Source organism: Rugamonas fusca (assembly GCF_014042365.1).
Classification (GTDB): Bacteria; Pseudomonadota; Gammaproteobacteria; order Burkholderiales; family Burkholderiaceae_D; genus Rugamonas; species Rugamonas fusca.
Map to the genome: position 1 here is coordinate 1 of NZ_JACEZS010000015.1, position 21,069 is coordinate 21,069.

At 65.6% G+C, this 21,069-nt stretch carries 21 protein-coding genes; 14 read left to right on the forward strand and 7 right to left on the reverse strand.

Annotated features, from left to right (window positions below; all coding sequences use genetic code 11):
* Positions 1-145 precede the first annotated feature (145 nt).
* The 3 genes from H3H36_RS17150 to H3H36_RS17160 are packed head-to-tail and all read right to left on the reverse strand — an operon-like array spanning position 146 to position 2,536.
* The gene (locus tag H3H36_RS17150; protein WP_182219321.1) at positions 146-433 is read right to left on the reverse strand and encodes a hypothetical protein; all 288 of its coding nucleotides are present in this window, start codon (positions 431-433) and stop codon (positions 146-148) included.
* 59 nt (positions 434-492) lie between these two features.
* The gene (locus tag H3H36_RS17155; RefSeq protein WP_182219322.1) at positions 493-2,085 is read right to left on the reverse strand and encodes an alkaline phosphatase D family protein; all 1,593 of its coding nucleotides are present in this window, start codon (positions 2,083-2,085) and stop codon (positions 493-495) included.
* 13 nt (positions 2,086-2,098) lie between these two features.
* Positions 2,099-2,536, reverse strand: a complete 438-nt coding sequence (locus H3H36_RS17160; protein ID WP_182219323.1) for an acyl-CoA thioesterase — start codon at positions 2,534-2,536, stop codon at positions 2,099-2,101.
* Between the two features lie 61 nt (positions 2,537-2,597).
* On the opposite strand from H3H36_RS17160, the gene H3H36_RS17165 reads away from it, so the two are divergent.
* Positions 2,598-4,466 carry an ABCB family ABC transporter ATP-binding protein/permease gene (locus H3H36_RS17165; RefSeq protein ID WP_182219324.1) on the forward strand — a complete coding sequence of 623 codons (1,869 nt, stop codon included), beginning with the start codon at positions 2,598-2,600 and terminating at the stop codon, positions 4,464-4,466.
* A 68-nt stretch (positions 4,467-4,534) separates the two neighbouring features.
* Here H3H36_RS17165 and H3H36_RS17170 read toward each other — a convergent pair whose 3' ends face one another.
* The gene (locus H3H36_RS17170) at positions 4,535-5,794 is read right to left on the reverse strand and encodes a dicarboxylate/amino acid:cation symporter (RefSeq protein ID WP_182219325.1); all 1,260 of its coding nucleotides are present in this window, start codon (positions 5,792-5,794) and stop codon (positions 4,535-4,537) included.
* A 250-nt stretch (positions 5,795-6,044) separates the two neighbouring features.
* On the opposite strand from H3H36_RS17170, the gene H3H36_RS17175 reads away from it, so the two are divergent.
* The 4 genes from H3H36_RS17175 to H3H36_RS17190 all read left to right on the forward strand — a co-directional run bounded on the left by H3H36_RS17175 (position 6,045) and on the right by H3H36_RS17190 (position 9,236).
* Complete coding sequence (locus H3H36_RS17175; RefSeq protein ID WP_182219326.1) at positions 6,045-6,770, forward strand: amino acid ABC transporter ATP-binding protein; 726 nt, start codon at positions 6,045-6,047, stop codon at positions 6,768-6,770.
* A 120-nt stretch (positions 6,771-6,890) separates the two neighbouring features.
* Positions 6,891-7,808 (forward strand): amino acid ABC transporter substrate-binding protein, encoded by a 918-nt coding sequence (locus H3H36_RS17180; RefSeq protein WP_182219444.1) that lies wholly within the window; start codon positions 6,891-6,893, stop codon positions 7,806-7,808.
* Position 7,809: 1 nt separating this feature from the next.
* Positions 7,810-8,541 carry an amino acid ABC transporter permease gene (locus tag H3H36_RS17185; RefSeq protein ID WP_182219327.1) on the forward strand — a complete coding sequence of 244 codons (732 nt, stop codon included), beginning with the start codon at positions 7,810-7,812 and terminating at the stop codon, positions 8,539-8,541.
* Positions 8,542-8,543: 2 nt separating this feature from the next.
* Complete coding sequence (locus H3H36_RS17190) at positions 8,544-9,236, forward strand: amino acid ABC transporter permease (protein ID WP_182219328.1); 693 nt, start codon at positions 8,544-8,546, stop codon at positions 9,234-9,236.
* A gap of 11 nt (positions 9,237-9,247) precedes the next feature.
* Here H3H36_RS17190 and H3H36_RS17195 read toward each other — a convergent pair whose 3' ends face one another.
* The gene (locus H3H36_RS17195) at positions 9,248-9,511 is read right to left on the reverse strand and encodes a Txe/YoeB family addiction module toxin (RefSeq protein ID WP_182219329.1); all 264 of its coding nucleotides are present in this window, start codon (positions 9,509-9,511) and stop codon (positions 9,248-9,250) included.
* Positions 9,508-9,747: a type II toxin-antitoxin system Phd/YefM family antitoxin gene (locus H3H36_RS17200; protein WP_182219330.1), complete on the reverse strand. Its 240-nt coding sequence runs from the start codon at positions 9,745-9,747 to the stop codon at positions 9,508-9,510. Before H3H36_RS17200 ends, H3H36_RS17195 begins: the two co-directional genes overlap by 4 nt.
* A gap of 134 nt (positions 9,748-9,881) precedes the next feature.
* On the opposite strand from H3H36_RS17200, the gene pyrC reads away from it, so the two are divergent.
* From pyrC to H3H36_RS27365, 5 genes are read left to right on the forward strand one after another with little or no spacing between them, the layout of a single operon-like run.
* The gene (gene pyrC, locus H3H36_RS17205; protein WP_182165496.1) at positions 9,882-10,934 is read left to right on the forward strand and encodes a dihydroorotase; all 1,053 of its coding nucleotides are present in this window, start codon (positions 9,882-9,884) and stop codon (positions 10,932-10,934) included.
* Between the two features lie 3 nt (positions 10,935-10,937).
* The gene (locus tag H3H36_RS17210; protein WP_182219331.1) at positions 10,938-11,738 is read left to right on the forward strand and encodes a DUF3025 domain-containing protein; all 801 of its coding nucleotides are present in this window, start codon (positions 10,938-10,940) and stop codon (positions 11,736-11,738) included.
* Between the two features lie 29 nt (positions 11,739-11,767).
* Positions 11,768-12,763, forward strand: coding sequence for a Gfo/Idh/MocA family protein (locus H3H36_RS17215; RefSeq protein ID WP_182219332.1), 996 nt, complete (start codon positions 11,768-11,770; stop codon positions 12,761-12,763).
* Between the two features lie 31 nt (positions 12,764-12,794).
* Entirely contained in the window at positions 12,795-14,012 is a 1,218-nt protein-coding gene (locus H3H36_RS17220) for an MFS transporter (RefSeq protein WP_182219333.1), read from the forward strand.
* Complete coding sequence (locus H3H36_RS27365; protein ID WP_255461878.1) at positions 14,009-14,137, forward strand: hypothetical protein; 129 nt, start codon at positions 14,009-14,011, stop codon at positions 14,135-14,137. The genes H3H36_RS17220 and H3H36_RS27365 overlap by 4 nt, the downstream gene beginning before the upstream one ends.
* Here the strand turns inward: H3H36_RS27365 and recG are convergent, their stop codons facing one another.
* Positions 14,138-16,198: an ATP-dependent DNA helicase RecG gene (recG, locus tag H3H36_RS17225; RefSeq protein WP_182219334.1), complete on the reverse strand. Its 2,061-nt coding sequence runs from the start codon at positions 16,196-16,198 to the stop codon at positions 14,138-14,140.
* A gap of 200 nt (positions 16,199-16,398) precedes the next feature.
* Here recG and queA point away from each other — a divergent pair, with 200 nt between their 5' ends.
* The 4 genes from queA (at position 16,399) to secD (ending at position 21,028) form a co-directional block, all read left to right on the forward strand.
* Entirely contained in the window at positions 16,399-17,433 is a 1,035-nt protein-coding gene (gene queA, locus H3H36_RS17230; RefSeq protein ID WP_182219335.1) for a tRNA preQ1(34) S-adenosylmethionine ribosyltransferase-isomerase QueA, read from the forward strand.
* A 16-nt stretch (positions 17,434-17,449) separates the two neighbouring features.
* Complete coding sequence (tgt, locus tag H3H36_RS17235; RefSeq protein WP_182219336.1) at positions 17,450-18,589, forward strand: tRNA guanosine(34) transglycosylase Tgt; 1,140 nt, start codon at positions 17,450-17,452, stop codon at positions 18,587-18,589.
* Positions 18,590-18,714: 125 nt separating this feature from the next.
* Positions 18,715-19,044, forward strand: a complete 330-nt coding sequence (yajC, locus tag H3H36_RS17240) for a preprotein translocase subunit YajC (protein WP_182219337.1) — start codon at positions 18,715-18,717, stop codon at positions 19,042-19,044.
* Positions 19,045-19,162: 118 nt separating this feature from the next.
* A complete protein-coding gene (gene secD / locus H3H36_RS17245; protein WP_182219338.1) occupies positions 19,163-21,028 on the forward strand; it encodes a protein translocase subunit SecD in 1,866 nt (621 codons plus the stop codon).
* Positions 21,029-21,069: the final 41 nt, after the last annotated feature.

A 21,069-nucleotide genomic window follows, 5' to 3' on the forward strand; every position in this document is an offset into this window, starting at 1 on the left:
ACAGATCCTTAAGTTGTGCCAGCAATTGCCCAAAGTCTGCGCTTCTCATGGCCCCTCCAAGCATGAATTTACTCAGTCTTGGAGGGCCTTTACCGCAAGAAGTTCAATACTTAACGGGGACATAGCCTTTTTTTTTGCGGCCGGCTCAGGCGCCGCTTTGCTCCCTGATGCGGCTCAGGCAGCGCTCGCGCATGGCTTCGGCCAGGCGCTGGCGCACTTCGTGGTCGTGGTCGAGATAACCTGCCGTGTTGGCGCGGCGGGCGCAGGCGGCCCAGTGTTCATCGTCGACGTCCTGCAAGCGCTCAAACTCCGCCAGCGACAGCATGACCACGGCGTCGCGCCCGGCTGGCTCGATCACGAGCGGTTGCGTGAGCGCGCGCTGCAGCCAGGTGTCGAGTTCCCGCGCGACTTCATCTTCCTTCACCTTCAACATGACTGGCCTCCTGGGGGATAGCTAAACCCAGTATAGGCCGCGGTCCCGGTGATGCAAGGCTAACCAGGCGTCAATCCTGGCTTGCCATTCGCTACCCGGAAGCGGGCCAGCGTGGCCACGCCGGACGCCGGGTCGTGCACATCGTCGAGCGCCTGGAACAGCACCGTGCAGTCGTCCGGCGTGAGCGTGAGCAGCATGTATCCGCGCTTGTCGCTGCGGCCGAATTTCAGTTCCGGGTTCATGGCCACGTACTGCGCCGTGCGCGCCTGCGGGCGCGAGGGCGAGGTGACGGAGGTGCCGCAGAACTCTGTCGCGAGTATGGGATTGGCGGCCGACACGGGCCGCAGCGGATGGCGCCGCAACTCGGCCGCGAAGAAGCTGTGCACATCACCCGACAGCACCACCGGATTGGCGGCGTGGCTGGCGCGCAGCGCGTCATACAGGCGCTGGCGCGCCATCGGATAACCATCCCAGCCATCGGTCCAGAAACGGCCATCCTGCTCCGTGTGCAGCGGCACCTGGCTGTTCTGCGCCATCAGCGTCTGCTGGGCCAGCACGTTCCAGCGCGCGCGCGACGATTGCAAACCCTGCTCCAGCCATGCCTGCTGCTGCGCGCCCAGCATGGTGCGCGACGGGTCGCGCAGGGCCGGACAGTCGCGCAGGTAGACGGAGCTGGAACCGCCCCGGCCCGGCGGCAAGCAGGCCGGATAGGCGCGGTACTGGCGGTCGTCCAGCACGTGGAAGCGGGCCAGCCGCCCCCAGTCGTAGCGCTGGTACATGCGCAGCTGGCCAAAGCCGCCCGGAGGCGCGGTTGGCGGCGCCGGCAAGCGCAGCGGCATGTGCTCGTAGAACGCCTGGTAGGGGGCCGCGCGCCGTTCGGCGAAATGCGGATCGAGGCGCTCATCATGGTCGTTGGCGTAGTCGTTGGCCACCTCGTGGTCGTCCCAGGTGACGATCCATGGCGCGGCCACGTGCGCCGCCTGCAGGTCGGGATCGGTCTTGTACTGGGCGTAGCGGGCGCGGTACTCGGCCAGCGTGAAGCTCTCGGCCGTGCGCATGGCCGCCAGCGGGTGGTGCAACTGGTACGGACCCCATTCGTAGATGTAGTCGCCCAGGAAGGCCACCAGGTCGGGCGCGGCGGCCGCGATGTGGCGATGCGCCGCGTAGCTGCCGAATTCCCAATGCTGGCAGGACGCTACGGCCAGCTTGAGGCGTCCCGGCATGGTGTCCGGCGCGGGCGCCGTGCGGGTGCGGCCCACGGCGCTGACGGCCTCACCGAGCAGGAAGCGGTACCAGTACCAGCGGTCCGGCGCCAGTCCCGTTACGTCCACGTGCACGCTGTGCGCCAGCGCGGGAACGGCGCTGGCCGTGCCACGCGCGACGATGCGGCGAAAGCCTTCGTCCTCCGCCATTTCCCACCGCACGGCGTAAGCCAGCGGCGGCATGGCGGCCGCGTTCAGGGGATCGAACAGGATACGGGTCCAGATCACCACCGCGTCTGGCAGCGGCGAGCCGGACGCGACGCCTAGCGTGAACGGATAGGCTGCGTTGGGCTGGTCGGCGGTGGCGCGGACCGAACCGACGGCGCCCGTGGCGGCCAGCGCCGCCAGGCGCGCGGCCTGGGCGAGGAAGTGGCGGCGCGCTGCTTCCATGCGCCGGCGCGCCTTATGCCAGCAGGGTTTCCAGTGGCGGTACCTTGCGCGGCTTGCGGTCCGAGTCGGTGGCCACGTAGGTCAGCGTCGCTTCCGTCACCTTGACGGTGCAGGCCTGCAGGCGATTGCGCTCGGCATAGACTTCCACGTTGACGGTGATCGAGGTGTTGCCGACCTTGACGATGTCAGCGTAGAACGACAGCAGGTCGCCCACGAACACGGGGTTCTTGAATACGAAGGAATTGACGGAGATGGTGGCCACGCGGCCATTGGCGCGGCGCGTGGCCGGCAGCGAGCCGGCGATGTCTACCTGGGACATGATCCAGCCGCCGAACACGTCGCCATACACGTTGGCATCGGACGGCGCCGGCATCATGCGCAGTTCCGGCATGCGGCCGGCGGGCAGGCCGCGGTGTTCAGGGCAGGGTGTCGTGTTTTCTGGGGTGGTCATCGCAAAATCTCGTGAAGGGCTACAATGGTTTAGATTGAACCATAAAAAGCAGACCTTTGCCATGCGACGCCATCCCCCCTCATCCTCCGGTCCCGCGCCGGATGCCCGTGCCGCCACCCGCAGCGACCTGGCTACCCTGAAAACCCTGTTCCCCTACCTGTGGGTCTACAAATGGCGCGTGCTGCTGGCGCTGCTGTGCCTGGTGGGCGCCAAGCTGGCCAACGTCGGCGTGCCGCTGGTGATGAAGCGGCTGATCGATTCGCTCAGCGTCAACCCCAATCATCCGCAGGCGCTGCTGGTGCTGCCGCTGGGCGCGCTGCTGGCGTATGGCGTGCTGCGGGTGTCGACCACGCTGTTTACGGAGCTGCGCGAATTCCTGTTCGCGCGCGTCACGCAGCGGGCCGTGCGCACCATCGCGCTGAAAGTGTTCCGCCACCTGCATTCGCTGTCGCTGCGCTTCCACCTGAACCGCCAGACGGGCGGCATGACGCGCGACATCGAACGGGGCACGCGCGGCGTCGGTTCGCTGATCTCGTACACGCTGTTCAACATCCTGCCCACGCTGGTGGAGATCACGCTGGTGCTGGGCTACCTGGTCACGCATTACGACATCTGGTTCTCCGTCATCACCTTCTGCGCGCTGGTGCTCTACATCGCCTTCACCGTGTCCGTGACGGACTGGCGCACCCACTTCCGCCGCACCATGAACGATCTCGATTCGAAGGCCAACACCAAGGCCATCGATTCACTGATCAACTACGAGACGGTCAAATACTTCGGCAACGAGGACTATGAGGCGCGCCGCTATGACGAGGGCTTGCAGCGCTTCGAGTCGGCCGCCGTCAAGTCGCAGACCTCGCTGTCGCTGCTCAACACGGGGCAGTCGCTGATCATCGCCAGCGCCGTCACGCTGATCCTGTGGCGCGCCACGGCCGGCGTGATCGCCGGCACCATGACGCTGGGTGACCTGGTGCTGGTCAACTCGTTCATGATCCAGCTCTACATTCCGCTCAACTTCCTCGGTGTGATCTATCGCGAGATCAAGCAAAGCCTGGCCGACATGGAGCGCCTGTTCTCGCTGCTGGACGAACACCGCGAAGTGGCCGATGCGCCCGATGCCCAGCCGCTGCGCACGCACGGCGCCGAAGTACGGTTCCAGCACGTCGATTTCAGCTACGAATCCAAGCGCAAGATCCTGTTCGATGTCGATTTCACCATCGCGCCCGGCACCACCACGGCCGTGGTGGGGCACAGCGGTTCGGGCAAGTCCACCCTGTCGCGGTTGCTGTTCCGTTTTTATGAAGTCAACGGCGGCAGCATCACCATCGATGGCCAGGACGTGCGCGCCGTGACGCAGGACTCGCTGCGCCACGCGATCGGCATCGTGCCGCAGGATACGGTGCTGTTCAACGATACCATCGAATACAACATCGCCTACGGCAAGCCCGGCGCCACCAAGGAGCAGATCGTGGCTGCGGCCAAGGCGGCGTCCATCCACGATTTCATCGAAAGCCTGCCCGATGGTTATGGCTCGATGGTGGGCGAGCGGGGGCTCAAGCTGTCGGGCGGTGAAAAGCAGCGCGTGGCCATCGCCCGTACGCTGCTCAAGAACCCGGCCATCCTGATCTTCGACGAAGCCACGTCGGCGCTGGACTCCAAGGCCGAGCAGGCGATCCAGGCCCAGTTGAAGGAGATCGCGCGCAGCCGCACCACGCTGGTGATCGCGCACCGCCTGTCCACGGTGGCCGACGCCGAGCAGATCCTGGTGCTGGACCATGGCCGTATCGTGGAACGCGGCACCCACCACTCGCTGCTGGCGGCCGATGGCCTGTACGCGCAGATGTGGCTGCGCCAGCAGGCCCGCGCCGACGAGGAGCTGGCGTCGCCGGCCAGCCCGGAGCAGGGGCGGATGGTGGCCGAGCAGTCCTGATCCGTTTGCAGCGGCCATGAAAAAAGGCTTCCCGAGGGAAGCCTTTTTGTTTGGGCGATGACGGCAGCTTATGGCAGCGGCGCGTCGGCCAGGTCGCGGCGGATCGGGTCGACCAATTCGCCTTCCCACTTGGCCACGACGGCCGTGGCGATGCTGTTGCCGATCACGTTGGTGGCGGAACGGGCCATGTCCAGGAAGTGGTCGATACCAAGCAGCAGCACCAGGCCCGCTTCCGGAATGTTGAACTGGCCCAGCGTGGCGGCGATCACCACCAGCGAAGCGCGCGGCACGCCGGCCATGCCCTTGGAGGTCAGCATCAGCACCATCATCATCGTCATCTGCTGGCCCAGCGACATCTCGATACCGTAAGCCTGGGCGATGAACACGGTGGCGAAGGTGCAGTACATCATCGAGCCGTCCAGGTTGAACGAGTAGCCGATCGGCAGCACGAAGGCGGCGATGCGGTTACGCACGCCGAAGCGCTCCAGGCCTTCCAGCGTTTTCGGATAGGCCGCTTCGCTCGACGCGGTGGAGAAGGCCAGCAGGGCCGGGCCGCGCATTTCGGCCATCAGGCCGCCGATGCGTTTGCCGAGGAACAGGAAGCCGATGGCGATCAGCAGCGCCCACAGCAGCGCGATACCGAAATAGAACTCGGACATGAACACGCCATAGGTCTTGAGCACGGCCAGGCCGCTCTTGGCGATCACGCCGGCCACGGCCGCGAACACGGCGAAGGGAGCGAACTTCATCACGTAGCCCGTCACCTTCAGCATCACGTGCGCCACGCCGTCCAGCGCGTCGACCATGGGCGCCGACTTTTCGCCCACGGCGGCGGCGGCCGAACCGAAGAACAGCGAGAAGATCACGATCTGCAGGATCTCGTTCTTGCTCATGCCTTCGATGATGGAGGCGGGCACCAGGTGGGTGACGAATTCCTTCAGCGTCAGGCCGGAGGCGGTGATGCCGCTGGCGGCCGTGGTGGCAGGCAGGTTGCCCAGCAGGGCGTCGCCGGGGCGGAACATATTGACCAGCACCAGGCCCAGGGTCAGCGAAATGAGCGAGGCGATGAAGAACCAGCCCAGCGTCTTGATACCGATGCGACCCACTTCGCTGGCGTCACCCATGCGGGCGATGCCCACCACCAGGGTGGAAAAGACCAGCGGCGCGATGATCATCTTGATCAGGCGCAGGAACAGGGTCGTTACCAGCGACATGATGTCGGCGAATCCGGCCGGATCGGACAGATTGAGGTTGGCGAGGTAGCCGGCGAAAATGCCCAGCACCAGTCCGACGAGGATGTAGGTGGTCAATCGGCTTTGTTTTTTCATATTTTTTGAGTTCCTGTGGTAGTGTCTCTCTGGCGTGGCCGGCGTTGCAACAGGGTCGCTGTCGCCGCGCGATCTCGTGCACAATAGCGTCAAATGGCCGCCGCGATCAGGTTTAGATCGAGCGATCCAGCCTTGTAAACTGATGAAACTATGAGCAAGTCCCGCAGTATCCTTGTGGCCAAGGGTGCTGTCAAGCGCGCGCCGGCGCCCGTTCGGGCCAGCGCCAGGGCCAATCTGGCGACGGGAAAACATGATAGCGATCGAAAACCTCAGCAAGTGGTACGGCCAGTTCCAGGTGCTCACCGATTGCAGCACCAGCGTGGCCAAGGGCGATGTGATGGTGATTTGCGGGCCGTCCGGTTCCGGCAAATCGACCCTGATCAAGACCGTCAACGGGCTGGAGCCGTTCCAGCAGGGGACGGTGACGGTCGATGGCATCTCCGTCGGCGCGCCCGGCACCGACCTGCCGGCGCTGCGGGCGCGGATCGGCATGGTGTTCCAGAATTTCGAGCTGTTCCCCCATTTGTCGGTGCGCGACAACCTGACGCTGGGCCAGACCAAGGTGCTGGGCCGCAGCCTCGATGAAGCCACGGCGCGCGGCCTCAAGTACCTGGACCGGGTTGGCCTGCTGGCGCAGCAGGACAAGTATCCGAACCAGCTCTCGGGTGGCCAGCAGCAGCGCGTGGCCATCGCCCGCGCCCTGTCCATGGACCCGATCGCGATGCTGTTTGACGAACCCACGTCGGCGCTGGACCCGGAAATGATCAATGAAGTGCTGGACGTGATGGTGGGCCTGGCGCAGGATGGCATGACGATGATGGTCGTCACCCACGAGATGGGGTTCGCCAAACGGGTGGCGAACCGCGTGGTGTTCATGGACCATGGCCGCATTCTGGAAGACTGCGGCAAGGACGAATTCTTTGGCGCGCCCCGCTCCGAGCGGGCGCGCGACTTCCTGGCGCGTATTATTCACTGAGATCCACTAGCGGTGTGGCGCGCAGTACGGTTCGTAATGGGTTGGATTTTTTCTGATGAAGGAGGAATCATGGCTGGTTCGAGTAGCGTACGACAATCCGTGTTCATTGCCCTGGCCTGCATGGCGGGCCTGCAGTTGGCGGCGCCGGCCGGCGCCGAGGAGGCCGGCGGCACACTGGCCAAGATCAAGCGCACCGGCACCATCACGCTGGGCGTGCGCGATGGCTCCATCCCGTTCTCCTACCTGGACGACAAGCAGCAGTACCAGGGCTATTCCGTCGACCTGTGCATGAAGGTGGTGGTGGCGGTGCAAAAGCAATTGGGCCTGACGGGGCTGAAGGTGCAGATGAACCCCGTGACAGCCGCCAACCGCATCCCGCTGATGGCCAACGGTACCATCGACCTCGAATGCGGCTCCACCACCAACAACGCCGAGCGCCAGAAACAGGTGGCGTTCGCGCCCACCATGTTCGTGATCGCCAACCGGCTGCTGGCCAAGAAATCGTCGCACATCCGCAGCCTGGCCGACATGAAGGGCAAGACGCTGGTCGCCACGGCCGGCACCACCACGCTCAAGCAGATGACGATCCTGAACAACGAGCAGCAGCTGGGCATGAACATCGTGGTGGGCAAGGACCATCCCGAATCGTTCCTGATGCTGGAGACGGGACGGGCCGTGGCCGAGGCCAACGACGACATCCTGCTGGCCAGCCAGGTGGCCACGTCGCGCAATCCGGGCGAGTACGAGATCACGAAGGAGGCGCTGTCGGTGGAACCGTACGGCATCATGCTGCGCCGTGACGATCCGGCCTTCAAGCAGGTGGTGGACGCGGCGCTCACGCGGTTCTACCAGTCCGACGATTACCCCAAGCTGTACGCGAAGTGGTTCCAGAGCCCCATCCCGCCCAAGAACATCAACCTGAACTTCCCCATGCCGCCGCAGCTCAAGGCGGTGATCGCCAAGCCGACCGACTCGCCCGATCCGGCCGCCTATGCCGAGGTGCCGGCCGCGCAGAAGGCGGCCAGCCGCAGGAAGTGACATGCACTACCACTGGAACTGGGCCATCTTCGGCGAGCTCTCGCCCGACGGCGTCCACACCTACTGGGACACGCTGCTGTCGGGCCTGGGCTGGACGCTGGCCACGTCCCTGTGCGGCTGGCTGATGGCGCTGGCGCTGGGGCTGGCCGTGGGCACCGTGCGCACGCTGCCTTCGCCGTGGCTGCGCCGGCTGGGTACGGCCTACGTGGAACTGTTCCGCAACGTGCCGCTGCTGGTGCAGATGTTCCTGTGGTTCTTCGTGATGCCAGAACTGCTGCCGCAGGCGGCGGGCGACTGGCTCAAGGCACTGCCCAATGCGCCGTTCCTCACGGCCGTCGTGTGCCTGGGCTTTTTTACGTCGGCGCGGGTGGCGGTGCAGGTCACGGCCGGCATCGAAGCGCTGGCTGGCGGACAGCGGCTGGCCGCGCTGGCGCTGGGCCTGCGCCTGCCACAAGCCTACCGCTACGTGCTGCTTCCGCTGGCGCTGCGCGTCGTGCTGCCACCGCTGACGAGTGAATTCCTCAACATCATCAAGAACAGTTCGGTGGCGCTCACCATTGGCCTGATGGAGCTGACGGCCAGCGCGCGCGCCATCCAGGAATTCTCGTTCCAGGTGTTTGAAGCGTTTTCCGCCGCCACCGCCATCTACGTGCTGGCCAACCTGGTGGTGATCGCCGCCATGCACTGGCTGGAACGGCGGCTGGCGCTGCCGGGCACCTTGGGACGGCACTGACCATGTTCGCCCAGTTCGACTTCGACGTCATCGCCCGTTCCTGGGTCTACCTGTTCCAGGTGGGGATGGCGTTCACGCTGGAGCTGACGGTGCTGGCCATGCTGGGCGGCGTGGCGCTGGGCACGCTGCTGGCGCTGGGGCGCATGTCGCGCCACCGGCCGCTGGCGCTGGCGGCGGCCGGCTACGTCAACCTGGTGCGGGCCGTGCCGCTGGTGCTGGTGATCTTCTGGTTCTACTTCCTGGTGCCGTATGTGGCCGCGTGGCTGATCGGGGCGCAGGAGCCGGTCAAGGTGGGCACGTTCTGGTCGGCGCTGATCACGTTCACGCTGTTCCAGGCGGCCTACTACTGCGAGATCATGCGCGGCGGGATACAGGCGATACCGCGCGGGCAGGTGCTGGCGGCGCAGGCGCTGGGGCTGGGCTACGGACGCACCATGTGGCACATCGTGCTGCCGCAGGCGTTCCGCAACATGCTGCCGGTGCTGCTGACCCAGACCATCGTGCTGTTCCAGGACGTGTCGCTGGTGTACGTGCTGTCGGTGCCCGATTTCGTCGGCGCGGCCAGCAAGGTGGCCCAGCGCGACGGGCGGCTGGTGGAAATGTACACCTTCGTGGCGGTGGTGTACTTCGTGCTGTGCACGCTGCTGTCGTGGGCCGCGCGCCGGCTGCAGCGGCGGGTGGCGATTATCCGGTAGTATTGCGGCGCTTATTCGTCGTGGGTCCACATGCGCAGCACGCGCAGGGTCTTCTCATCGGGGAACACTTCATACACGAGCCGGTGTTGAATGTTGATCCGGCGCGGGTAGGAGCCAGCCAAGTCGCCGACCAATTTTTCGAATGGCGGTGGGCGGCCAAACGGATCTGCCGCCAGTACGTCGAGCAAGGTCTGGGCCTGCTTTTTCAATCCCGCCGCGGCCAGCTTACGGGCGTCCTTGATGGCCTGCTTGCCGTAGACCAGATGCCAGCTCACCAGTCCAATTCCTGGGTGCTCGTTTCCAGTGGCTCGGCCATCGCCGTGCGGATGGACTCGCGCATGCCGGGCACCGATAGCAAGTACAGCGTCTCCTGGATGGCAGCCCAATCCTCGGCCGATACCAGGACCGCGTCGTTGCGCTTGCCCGTGATGGTCACGGGGACGTGGCTGGCGGCGGTCTCATCGATCAAATGATAGAGGCGCTCGCGCGCTTCGCTCGCGGTGATAGTCAACCGGGATGTCCAAACCGGACGGAATGGCTAAAAGAATATTGTTTCCTGGGCATGACATCCATGACCGGGCAACCGCGCCGCCATCGCCGCGACCAGTTAAAATGTCGGAATCCGCAATTTGAGAGTCCGCCGCCATGTCCGATTTCGAACACATCCCCCAGAGCCTGACCATCACCCGCCCAGACGATTGGCACTTGCACCTGCGCGACGGCGCCACCCTGGCCAGCGTGCTGCCGCACAGCGCGCGCCAGTTCGGCCGCGCCATCGTCATGCCCAACCTGAAGCCGCCCGTCACCACCACCGCCATGGCGCTGGCCTACCGCGAGCGCATCCTGGCCGCGCTGCCGCAGGGGATGGAATTCGAGCCGCTGATGACGCTCTACCTGACCAATAACACCCCGCCCGACGAGATCGTGCGGGCCCAGGAAAGTGGCTTTATCCACGCCGTCAAGCTGTACCCGGCCGGCGCCACCACCAATTCCGATGCCGGCGTGACCGACCTGCGCAACTGCTACAAGACGCTGGAAATGATGCAGGAAGTGGGCATGCCCTTCCTGGTCCACGGCGAAGTGACCGACCCCGACATCGACCTGTTCGACCGTGAAGCCGTGTTCATCGAGCGCGTGATGCGCCCGCTGCGCCGTGATTTCCCGGCCCTGAACGTCGTATTCGAGCACATCACCACCAAGGATGCGGCCCAGTACGTGGCCGAAGCGGACGGCCCGATCGCCGCCACCATCACGGCCCACCATCTGCTGTACAACCGCAACGAGATCTTCAAGGGCGGCATCCGCCCGCACTACTACTGCCTGCCCGTGCTCAAGCGCGAGGAACACCGCCTGGCGCTGATGACGGCCGCCACCAGTGGCGACGAGCGCTTCTTCCTGGGGACCGACTCGGCGCCGCACGCGCAGGGCGCCAAGGAAGCGGCCTGCGGCTGCGCCGGCTGCTACACGGCCCTGCACGCGATGGAACTGTACGCGGAAGCGTTCGAACGGGCCGGCGCGCTCGACAAGCTGGAAGCCTTCGCCAGCTTCAACGGCCCGGCCTTCTACGGCCTGCCGCGCAACACGGGCACCATCACCCTCAAGCGCGAAGCATGGGAGCTGCCGGCCACGCTGCCGCTGGCCGACCAGCAGGTGGTGCCGCTCAACGCCGGCGAAACCATCAACTGGAAAATGGTCTGAGGCGTGTTCGGCGCCATCGACTGGCCGCGCCCCTGGTATGAGACGGTAGGGGCGGCGGCGGCCCTGCTGGCGCCCGGCGCCGGCAGCGAGATCGAAAAATTCAACGCGCGAGCAGCCGCGCTCGATTTATGTAATCATCGGGGACTGCCGCTGCGGTTCGTGCCGCAAAGCGCGCTGCCCGAAGGGACGGCGTACGAGGAATTCATCGGCGCCACCGGCTGCGTGCCCACGCGCGACAACTTGCACGATTTCTTCAACGCCCTTGTGTGGCTCAGCTTCCCGCGCATCAAGCGCCAGTTGAACGCGCTGCAGGCGGCGCAGATCGCGCGCGACGGTGTCGGCAAGTCGCGCGGTCCGGCCCGTGACGCGGCCACGCTGTTCGACGAGAACGCCGCCTTGCTGGTGGTGCGCGACAGCGCCGCCGGCCACGCGCTGGCCGACGCGCTGCGTCAGCACCAGTGGCGCGCCGCGTTCGTCGAGCAGCGCGCCAGTTGGGGGCCGGAGGCGCAGGTCTGGCTGTTTGGCCACGCGCTGATGGAAAAACTGGTAGTACCTTACAAGGCGATCACCGCGCACACCCGCGTGGTCGTCGCCGGCGACGATTACTTCGCGCTGGACCATGCGGGCCGGCGCGCCTGGCTGGACGAGCGCGTGGCGCAGGAGCTGGCGCAGCAAGGCTTGACGACGGCCTGCTTCACACCGCTGCCGGTGCTCGGCGTACCGGACTGGTGGCCAGGGCAGGACGAGACTTTTTATGCAGACGCCACGGTGTTCCGGCCGAAACGGGGGACAGTGGCCAACTAGGCCGCACGGCGGCGGAAAGCGAAGCGAACATGGGGCAGGTCATCCGCTGGGGCATCCTGGGTACGGGCAAAATCTCGACGGCGTTCGCCACCGCCTTGCAGGACACACCGGGCGCCAAGCTGGTGGCCGTTGCCTCGCGCAGCGCCGACGGCGCCGCCGCCTTCGGCGCCCGCTTCGGCGTGGCGCGCTGCCACGGTTCCTACCAGGCGCTGGCCGACGACGACCAGGTGGACGTGGTCTACATCGGCACGCCGCACCCCATGCACCACGAGAATGCCATGATGTCCCTGCACGGCGGCAAGGGCGTGCTGGTCGAAAAATCGTTCACCATGAACCGCAGGCAGGCCGAGGACATCATCGCGCTGGCGCGCCGCAAGCGCCTGTTCGTGATGGAAGCGATGTGGACCCGCTTCATGCCGGCCGTGGTCGAGGCCAAGCGCATTATCGACAGCGGCGAGATCGGCACCCCGACCCATGTGAGCGGCGATTTCGGCTTCACCGCCACGGTCGGCCCGCAGCACCGGCTGGTCGATCCGGGGCTCGGAGGAGGCGCGCTGCTCGACATCGGCATCTACCCGCTGTCGATGGCCTCGTTCTTCCTGGGCGAAGTGACGGCCGTGCAGGCGCAAGCCCAGATGGCAACTAGCGGCATCGACCTGCAGACCATGTTCACGCTGCGCCACGAAGGCGGCGGCATGTCCTCGTGCAGTTGCAGCCTGCGCGCGTGCACGCCGACCGAACTGACCATCTCCGGCGACAAGGGCTTCGTGCGCCTGCACGAGCGCTTCTACAAGACCGAGAAAATCACCGTCACGCTGCTGGATGGCCAGGTGCGCAGCGAGCGTACGCTCACCATCCCCCACAGCGGCAACGGCTACACGCACGAGGCGCAGGAAGTGGTGCGCTGCATGCGCCTTGGCCTGATCGAGAGCCCTGTCATGCCGCACGAGGAAACGCTGGCCATCATGGGCGTGCTCGACACGATCCGCGAACAGATCGGCCTGCGTTACAGCGCCGACCAATAGCGCACAACACAACAGCAAAAAGATGTCAGACATGACCACCACCTCCCGCGCCCCGTCGCTTAAAACCGTGCTGCTGGCGAGCGGCGTCGTGCTCACCCTCGCGATGGGCGTGCGCCACGGCTTCGGCTTCTGGATGCAACCCATCTCGCAAGCCCACGGCTGGACCCGTGAAACCTATTCGCTGGCGCTGGCCCTGCAGAACCTGATGTGGGGCGCTTTCGGCCCGTTCGCCGGCATGGCGGCCGACCGCTTCGGCACCATGCGCGTGGTGCTGGTGGGCGCCATCGCTTACATGGCGGGACTGGTGTGGATGGCGCTGGCGAACGATCCCACGCTGTTCGTGCTCGGTTCGGGCGTGTTCATCGGCCTGGCTTTGTCATGCACGGCGTTCGGTGCCGTCAGCGGCATCATCGGCCGTGTGGCGCCGGTGGAGAAGCGCTCGTGGGCGTTCGGCATTTCCGGCGCCTGCAGCTCGTTCGGGCAGTTCCTGATGATGCCTGTCGAGCAGCAGCTGATCTCGGCGGCCGGCTGGCAGAATGCCTTCTACCTGCTGGCCGGGCTGGTGATCGTGGCCATGATTCCGATGGCCTTCTTCCTGCGCGAGCCGGAAGTGGTGCACAGCCACGGCCCGCAGCAGAGCATCCGCGAGGCGATGGGCGAGGCGCTGGCCAACCGCTCCTTCCTGTTCCTGTTGGCCGGCTATTTCGTGTGCGGTTTCCAGGTGGTGTTCATCGGCGTGCACCTGCCCGTGTACCTGAAGGACAAGGGCATAGCCGATCCCAAGGTGGCCGTGATGGCGCTGGCGCTGATCGGCCTGTTCAACATCTTCGGTTCCTACTACGCGGGCAAGCTCGGTGGACGCCTGCCCAAGCGCATGCTGCTGGCGGCGATCTACTTCTCGCGCTCCGTGTTCATCAGCCTGTTCCTGCTGGCGCCGTTGTCGCAATGGTCGGTGTATGTGTTCGCGGCGGCCATGGGCTTGATCTGGCTGTCGACCGTGCCGCTCACCAATGGCATCATCGCCGGCATCTTCGGTGTCAAGCACATGTCCATGCTGGCGGGCGTGGTGTTCTTCTCGCACCAGGTGGGCAGCTTCCTCGGCGTGTGGCTGGGCGGTTACCTGTTCGCGCGCCAGGGCAGCTATGACGTGGTGTGGGGCATCGCCATCGCACTGGGCGTGATGGCGGCGCTGGTCAACCTGCCCATCAATGAGCGTCCGCTGGTGCGGGCGCAGTGGCAGCCGGCATGACGAGGTGGCTGAAGCCGTGGTTGATCAGGCTGGCGCTGGCCGTGGTGCTGGCGCTGGTGTTCGCGGCCTATCTCAAGCCGGAGTTCATGCTTGATATGGCCACGCGGTTGTATGCCTGCTTCTGATCAGACCTTGAGGAATTCCTCGCGCCCGCCCAGCCAGCGGGCCAGGTGGGCTTCCACCGTCGCGGCTTTCTCCGGCGTGTGCAGCAGCTCGTGCGCCACGTCGCGCGCCTGATCCACCAGCCAGCCATCCGTTTCCAGGTCGGCGAAGCGCAGCATGGCCTGGCCGGACTGGCGCGCGCCGAGGAATTCGCCGGGGCCGCGTATCTCCAGGTCGCGCCGGGCGATTTCGAACCCGTCCGTCGTCTCGCGCATCGTCATCAGGCGCTGGCGCGCCACCCCGCCCAGCGGGCTTTGGTACAGCAGCAGGCACACGCTGGCCGCTGAGCCGCGTCCCACCCGTCCGCGCAACTGGTGCAGCTGCGACAGGCCGAAACGCTCCGCATGTTCGATCACCATCAGCGACGCATTGGGCACGTCCACGCCCACTTCGATCACGGTGGTGGCCACCAGCACGTGCATCTGGCCGGCGCTGAAGGCGTCCATCACTTCCTGTTTCTCGGCCGGCTTTAAACGGCCGTGCACCAGGCCCACGTTCAGGTCGGGCAGCGCTTCGGCCAGCAGGGCGTGGGTGTCGGTGGCCGTTTGCAGTTGCAGCGCCTCCGATTCCTCGATCAGCGGGCAGACCCAATAAATCTGCCGGCCTTCCAGCGCGGCCGCGTGCACGCGCGCGATCACCTCGTCGCGCCGGTTCTGGTCCACGGCCCGCGTGACGATGGGGCTGCGGCCGGGCGGCAGTTCGTCGATCACCGACACTTCCAGGTCGGCGTAGTAGGTCATGGCCAGCGTGCGCGGAATCGGCGTGGCCGACATCATCAGCTGGTGCGGGATGGCGCCCTCGTTGCCCTTGTTGCGCAAGGTCAGGCGCTGGCCCACGCCGAAGCGGTGCTGTTCGTCCACGATCACCAGGCCCAGGTTGGCGAAGTTCACGCCGTCCTGGATCAAGGCATGGGTGCCGATCACCAGTTGCGCTTCGCCCGATTCGATCAGGGCGGTGGCGGCCAGCTTGTCCTTCTTTTTCAGGCTGCCCGTCAGCCACGCCACCTTCACGCCCAGCGGTTCCAGCCAGGCCGCGATCTTGCGGAAGTGCTGGTCGGCCAGGATTTCCGTGGGCGCCATCAGGGCCGCCTGGAAGCCGCTGTCGATGGCCTGGGTGGCAGCCAGCGCCGACACCACCGTCTTGCCGCTGCCCACGTCGCCCTGCAGCAGGCGCTGCATGGGGTAGGGGTGGCGCAGGTCGGCGCGGATTTCGTTCAGCACGCGCTGCTGGGCGCCCGTCAGCTTGAACGGCAGCGCCGCCTCGAAGCGGGCCGACAGGTCGCCTACGACCTTGAGCGCGGCGGCACCCTTGGCACGGCGCGCGCGCTGGGCCCGTTTCAGCGACAGTTGCTGGGCCAGCAGCTCATCGAACTTCATGCGCACCCAGGCCGGATGCGAGCGGTCGGCCAGCGCGTGCTCGTCCACCTGCTGGGGGGGGGAGTGGAGCAGCTTGACGGCTGGTTCGAAATTGGTGAGCCGCATGCTGTCGATCAGTTCAGCGGGCAGCGTATCGGTCCAGTCCACGCGCTTCATGGCGTCGCCGATCGCCCGGCGCAGCACGGGCTGGGACAAGCCTTCGCCGGCCGGGTAGACGGGCGTGAGCGAGGTGGGCAACGGCGCGCCCTCGTTGACCACCTTGTACGTGGGGTGCACCATCTCGGCGCCGAAGAAGCCGTGTTTGAGTTCCCCGCGCGCGCGCACCCGCGTGCCCTCGGCCAGTTGCTTGACCTGGCTGCCGTAGAAATTCATGAAGCGCAGTTGCAGGTCGCCCGTCTCGTCGGCGATATGGACCAGCAGCTGGCGCCGCGGCTTGTAGGCGATTTCATTCTTGACCACCACGCCCTCGACCTGGGACGACTCGCCGCCATGCAGGCAGGCTTCGCGTATCGTCACGATCTGGGTTTCGTCCTCGTAGCGCATGGGCAGGTGCAGCACCAGGTCCATGTCCGTGTGCAGGCCCAGCTTGGCCAGCCGGGCTTGCGGGCTGACGGTCTTCTTGGCGGTCTTGGGCTTGGAAACAGGCATATTCAGGTACTTCAGGGCGTACTAGCGTAAAATAGAGGGTTGGCCGTCGCACAGCAACGCCGTATTGTAAGGCTTGCGCAGAAAACCTGGGGTCAGGTCCGGCATTCGGACACGAACTCGGCACTAAGCGGCTTTACGGGCCAGTCCGTGTCCGAATGCCGGACCTGACCCCCCATTTCATAACAGTAGAAGTTTTGCTCATGTATTCGCTTTCCGATTTCGATTTTAACTTGCCGCCCGAGCGCATCGCCCAATTCCCGCTGCCCGACCGCAGCGCGTCCCGCCTGCTGCACGTGGACGGCGCGCGGCTGGTGGACCGCCAGTTCGCCGACATCATCGACCTGCTGCAGCCGGGCGACCTGCTGGTGATGAACGATACCCGCGTGCTCAAGGCGCGCTTTTTCGGCGTCAAGGACAGCGGCGGCAAGGTCGAGGCGCTGGTCGAGCGCGTGCTCGACAACCGCACCGTGCTGGCCCAGGTACGCGCGTCCAAGTCGCCCGGCCCCGGCGTGAAAATCCGCCTGGCCGATGCCTTCGATGTGACTGTCGGCGAGCGCGCCGGCGAGTTCTACACCCTGCATTTCGATGCCGACGTGTTCGAGCTGATCGAGGCCCACGGCCGCCTGCCGCTGCCGCCCTACATCGAGCACGCGGCAGACGCGTTCGACGAGACGCGCTACCAGACCGTGTTCAACAAGGTGCCCGGCGCCGTGGCCGCGCCCACGGCCGGCCTGCACTTCGATGAAGCGCTGCTCGATAAACTGAAGGCCAAGGGCGTCAACTTCGCCTACGTCACGCTGCACGTGGGCGCCGGCACCTTCCAGCCGGTGCGCACGGAAGTGCTGTCCGAGCACAAGATGCACACCGAGTGGTACACCATGCCGCAAGCGACGGTGGACGCCGTGCGTGCCACCCGCGCCGCCGGGCGCGACGTCGTGGCCGTGGGCACCACCAGCCTGCGCGCGCTGGAATCGGCCTCGCAGAGCGGCACGCTGGAAGCGGGCAGCGCCGACACGGCCCTGTTCATCACGCCCGGCTACCAGTTCCAGACCGTCACCCGCCTGATCACCAATTTCCACCTGCCCAAGTCGACGCTGCTGATGCTGGTGTCGGCCTTCGCCGGTTTCGACGAGATACGCGCAGCCTACGCCCACGCCATCGCCAGCGAATACCGCTTCTTCAGCTATGGCGACGCCATGCTGCTGACGACCCAGGCGCGCGCGCCCCGGATTTAACTGAAAGAACCCCTCCATGCTGGAATTTAAACTCATCAAGACCGACAGCAGCGGCCTGACCAAGGCCCGCCGCGGCACCGTGAAACTGAACCACGGCGAAGTGCAGACCCCGATCTTCATGCCGGTCGGTACCTACGGCTCCGTCAAGGCCATGTCGCCGCTGGAGCTGAAGGAAATCGGCGCCCAGATCATCCTCGGCAACACCTTCCACCTGTGGCTGCGCCCCGGTAACGACGTGATGGCCAAGTTCGGCGGCCTGCACGACTTCATGGGCTGGGACAAGCCCATCCTGACCGACTCGGGTGGCTTCCAGGTGTTCTCGCTGGGCGAGATGCGCAAGATCACGGAGGAGGGCGTGCACTTCAATTCGCCCATCAACGGCGACAAGCTGTTCCTGTCGCCCGAAGTGTCGATGCAGATCCAGCGCGTGCTCAATTCCGACATCGTGATGCAGTTCGACGAATGCACGCCCTATGAAATCGCCGGCCGGCCCGCCACGCTGGACGAGGCGGCCAAGTCGATGCGCATGTCGCTGCGCTGGGCCCAGCGCTCGCACGACGAATTCCATCGCGGCGGCAATCCGAACGCGCTGTTCGGCATCGTCCAGGGCGGCATGTTCGAGACGCTGCGCGACGAATCGCTGGCCAAGCTGGAGGAAATCGACTTCCCCGGCCTGGCCATCGGCGGCCTGTCCGTGGGCGAGCCGAAGGAAGACATGATGCGCGTGCTGGCCCACGTGGGCCCGCGCCTGCCGGCCAACAAGCCGCACTACCTGATGGGGGTGGGCACGCCGGAAGACCTGGTGGCCGGCGTCTCGAACGGGGTCGACATGTTCGACTGCGTGATGCCGACCCGGAACGCCCGCAACGGCTGGATCTTCACCCGCTTCGGCGACATCAAGATCAAGAACGCCCGTTACAAGGATGACAAGGCGCCGCTGGACGAGACCTGCGGCTGCTACGCCTGCCGCAACTTCTCGCGCGCCTACCTGCACCACCTGCACCGTTCGCAGGAAATCCTCGGTGCGCGCCTGAACACCATCCACAACCTGCATTACTACCTCGACATCATGCAGCAGATGCGCGATGCGCTCGACGAGGACCGGTTCCACGCGTGGACGCTGCAATTTCACGCCGACCGGGCGCGCGGGGTGTAAAACAGGGGTGGTCTGTTGCAATCTTGTAAAAAGATGCACGCCACCCATATGCCGGGGAGGCTGACGCCTTCCTGCCAGTGCTAGAATACAGCGCTATTTTTTCAAACTTATATACGGAGTACGCAGTGTTCATTTCCAACGCTTACGCACAATCGGCCGGCGACGCGCTCGGCCTCGGTGGCAACCTGACCAGCTTCCTGCCGCTGATCCTGATGTTCGTGGCCATGTATTTCCTGATGATCCGCCCCCAGCAAAAGCGGGCCAAGGAACAGAAGGCCATGATGGACGCGCTGGCCAAGGGCGACGAAGTGGTCACGGCTGGCGGTCTGCTGGGCAAGGTGGCCAAGGTGTCGGAAGCCTACGTGACGCTGGAAGTGTCCAGCGGCACCGAGATCGTGGTGCAGAAGCAGTCCGTCACCATGCTGCTGCCGAAGGGCACGCTGAAGGCGCTGTAACACTGGCCCTGGCCTTGGGCGGCGCCGTGCCAGAAGCGCGCCGCCGTCCCGCATTTGGCTCGCGTATCTGGCTCGACCTTGGGTCGCATCCGACGCCTAACATTGATCGCTGAATAATATGAATCGCTATCCTGTCTGGAAATACATCGTCATCGGCATCGCCATTCTGTTGGGCGCGCTGTACACGGCGCCTAACTACTTCGGCGAATCGCCGGCCGTGCAAGTCACCAGCGGCAAGTCCACCGTCAAGATGACGGGCGAGATGGCCGCCCAGGTGGAAGCCGTGCTGCGCAAGGAAAACCTGGCGGTGGAGGGCGTGAGCTTCGACGGCACCGGCACCTACGCGTCCGTGCGTGCCCGCTTCGCCGACACCGACACCCAGTTCAAGGCCAAGGCCGTGCTGGAAAAGGACCTGAACGCCGATCCGGCCGATCCGACCTACCTGGTGGCGCTGAACCTGCAACCGAACACCCCGAAATGGATGCAAAGCCTGCGCGCCCTGCCCATGTACCTGGGCCTGGACTTGCGCGGCGGTGTGCACTTCCTGATGCAGGTGGACGTGAAGGCGGCCCTGACCAAGCGCGTGCAAGGCATCCAGGCCTCGGCCCGCAGCCTGCTGCGTGACAAGAACGTGCGCCACGCCGGCATCGACCGCGTGGGCGACACCATCGAGATCAAATTCCGCGACGAGGATACCCGCGCCAAGGCGCGCGACGTGCTGTCGTCGTCCATGGGCGACCTGTCGCTGGTGGACGCCGGTGCTGCCCCCGACCTGAAGCTGATCGTCAGCCTCAAGCCGGCCGCGCTCAAGCAGACCATCGAGGAAGGCGTCAAGCAGAATATCTCCACGCTGTCCAAGCGCGTCAACGAGCTGGGCGTGGCCGAACCCATCATCCAGCAGCAGGGCCCGGACCGCATCGTGGTGCAGCTGCCCGGCGTGCAGGACGTGGCCCGCGCCAAGGCCGTGATCGGTCGCACGGCCACGCTGGAAGTGCGCATGGTGGACGACACCATCACCCCCGGCACCGAACTGTCGGCCGCCATTCCGTTCAACTCCGAGCTGTTCACGGTCGGCAAAGGCGTGCCCGTGGTGCTGAGCAAGGACGTGGTGCTGACCGGCGACTACATCTCCAGCGCCACCGCCAGCTTCGACCAGAACCAGCAACCGGCCGTGGGCATCGACCTGAACGGCGACGGCGGCCGCAAGATGCGCGACGCCACCCGCGAGCGCGTGGGCAAGCGCATGGCCATCGTGCTGTTCGAGAAGGGCAAGCCGGAAGTGCTGTCGGTGGCCACCATCCAGAGCGAACTCGGTAGCCGCTTCCAGATCACCGGCATGGGCAACGCGGAAAACTCGGCCGAGCTGGCGCTGCTGCTGCGCTCGGGCGCGCTGTACGCGCCCATGGACGTGATCGAGGAACGCACCATCGGCCCGCAACTGGGCGCGGAAAACATCAGCAAGGGCCTGCATTCGACCATGTACGGCTTCGCCGCCATCGCCGTGTTCATGATGGCCTACTACATGATGTTCGGCTTCTTCAGCGTGCTGGCGCTGGGCTGCAACCTGCTGCTCCTGATCGCGCTGCTGTCGCTGATGCAGGCCACGCTGACCCTGCCCGGCATCGCCGCTATCGCGCTGGCGCTCGGCATGGCGATTGACGCCAACGTGCTGATCAACGAACGTATCCGCGAGGAGCTGCGCGGCGGCGCCTCGCCGCAGCAAGCCATTTCCGTCGGCTTCGACCGCGCCTGGGCCACCATCCTGGACTCCAACGTGACCACGCTGATCGTCGGCCTGGCCCTGTGGGTGTTCGGTTCGGGCGCCATCCGCGGCTTCGCCGTGGTGCACTGCCTGGGCATTTTGACGTCCATGTTCTCGGCCGTGTTCATGTCGCGCGGCGTGGTCAACCTGTGGTATGGCCGCAAGAAGAAACTGCAATCGATCGCCATCGGCACCGTGTGGGTGCCGGGCCTGTCGAAATAAGTTCACCGTCCCGCCGTGGCGGGACGGGCTAACACCTCAGA

Bases quoted from the DNA above. Each gene is read 5' to 3' on its own strand.
- H3H36_RS17150 (WP_182219321.1), bottom strand. From the start codon at position 433: ATGTTGAAGGTGAAGGAAGATGAAGTCGCGCGGGAACTCGACACCTGG.
- H3H36_RS17155 (WP_182219322.1), bottom strand. From the start codon at position 2,085: ATGGAAGCAGCGCGCCGCCACTTCCTCGCCCAGGCCGCGCGCCTGGCG.
- H3H36_RS17160 (WP_182219323.1), bottom strand. From the start codon at position 2,536: ATGACCACCCCAGAAAACACGACACCCTGCCCTGAACACCGCGGCCTG.
- H3H36_RS17165 (WP_182219324.1), top strand. From the start codon at position 2,598: ATGCGACGCCATCCCCCCTCATCCTCCGGTCCCGCGCCGGATGCCCGT.
- H3H36_RS17170 (WP_182219325.1), bottom strand. From the start codon at position 5,794: ATGAAAAAACAAAGCCGATTGACCACCTACATCCTCGTCGGACTGGTG.
- H3H36_RS17175 (WP_182219326.1), top strand. From the start codon at position 6,045: ATGATAGCGATCGAAAACCTCAGCAAGTGGTACGGCCAGTTCCAGGTG.
- H3H36_RS17180 (WP_182219444.1), top strand. From the start codon at position 6,891: ATGGCGGGCCTGCAGTTGGCGGCGCCGGCCGGCGCCGAGGAGGCCGGC.
- H3H36_RS17185 (WP_182219327.1), top strand. From the start codon at position 7,810: ATGCACTACCACTGGAACTGGGCCATCTTCGGCGAGCTCTCGCCCGAC.
- H3H36_RS17190 (WP_182219328.1), top strand. From the start codon at position 8,544: ATGTTCGCCCAGTTCGACTTCGACGTCATCGCCCGTTCCTGGGTCTAC.
- pyrC (WP_182165496.1), top strand. From the start codon at position 9,882: ATGTCCGATTTCGAACACATCCCCCAGAGCCTGACCATCACCCGCCCA.
- H3H36_RS17215 (WP_182219332.1), top strand. From the start codon at position 11,768: ATGGGGCAGGTCATCCGCTGGGGCATCCTGGGTACGGGCAAAATCTCG.
- H3H36_RS17220 (WP_182219333.1), top strand. From the start codon at position 12,795: ATGACCACCACCTCCCGCGCCCCGTCGCTTAAAACCGTGCTGCTGGCG.
- H3H36_RS27365 (WP_255461878.1), top strand. From the start codon at position 14,009: ATGACGAGGTGGCTGAAGCCGTGGTTGATCAGGCTGGCGCTGGCCGTG.
- recG (WP_182219334.1), bottom strand. From the start codon at position 16,198: ATGCCTGTTTCCAAGCCCAAGACCGCCAAGAAGACCGTCAGCCCGCAA.
- queA (WP_182219335.1), top strand. From the start codon at position 16,399: ATGTATTCGCTTTCCGATTTCGATTTTAACTTGCCGCCCGAGCGCATC.
- tgt (WP_182219336.1), top strand. From the start codon at position 17,450: ATGCTGGAATTTAAACTCATCAAGACCGACAGCAGCGGCCTGACCAAG.
- secD (WP_182219338.1), top strand. From the start codon at position 19,163: ATGAATCGCTATCCTGTCTGGAAATACATCGTCATCGGCATCGCCATT.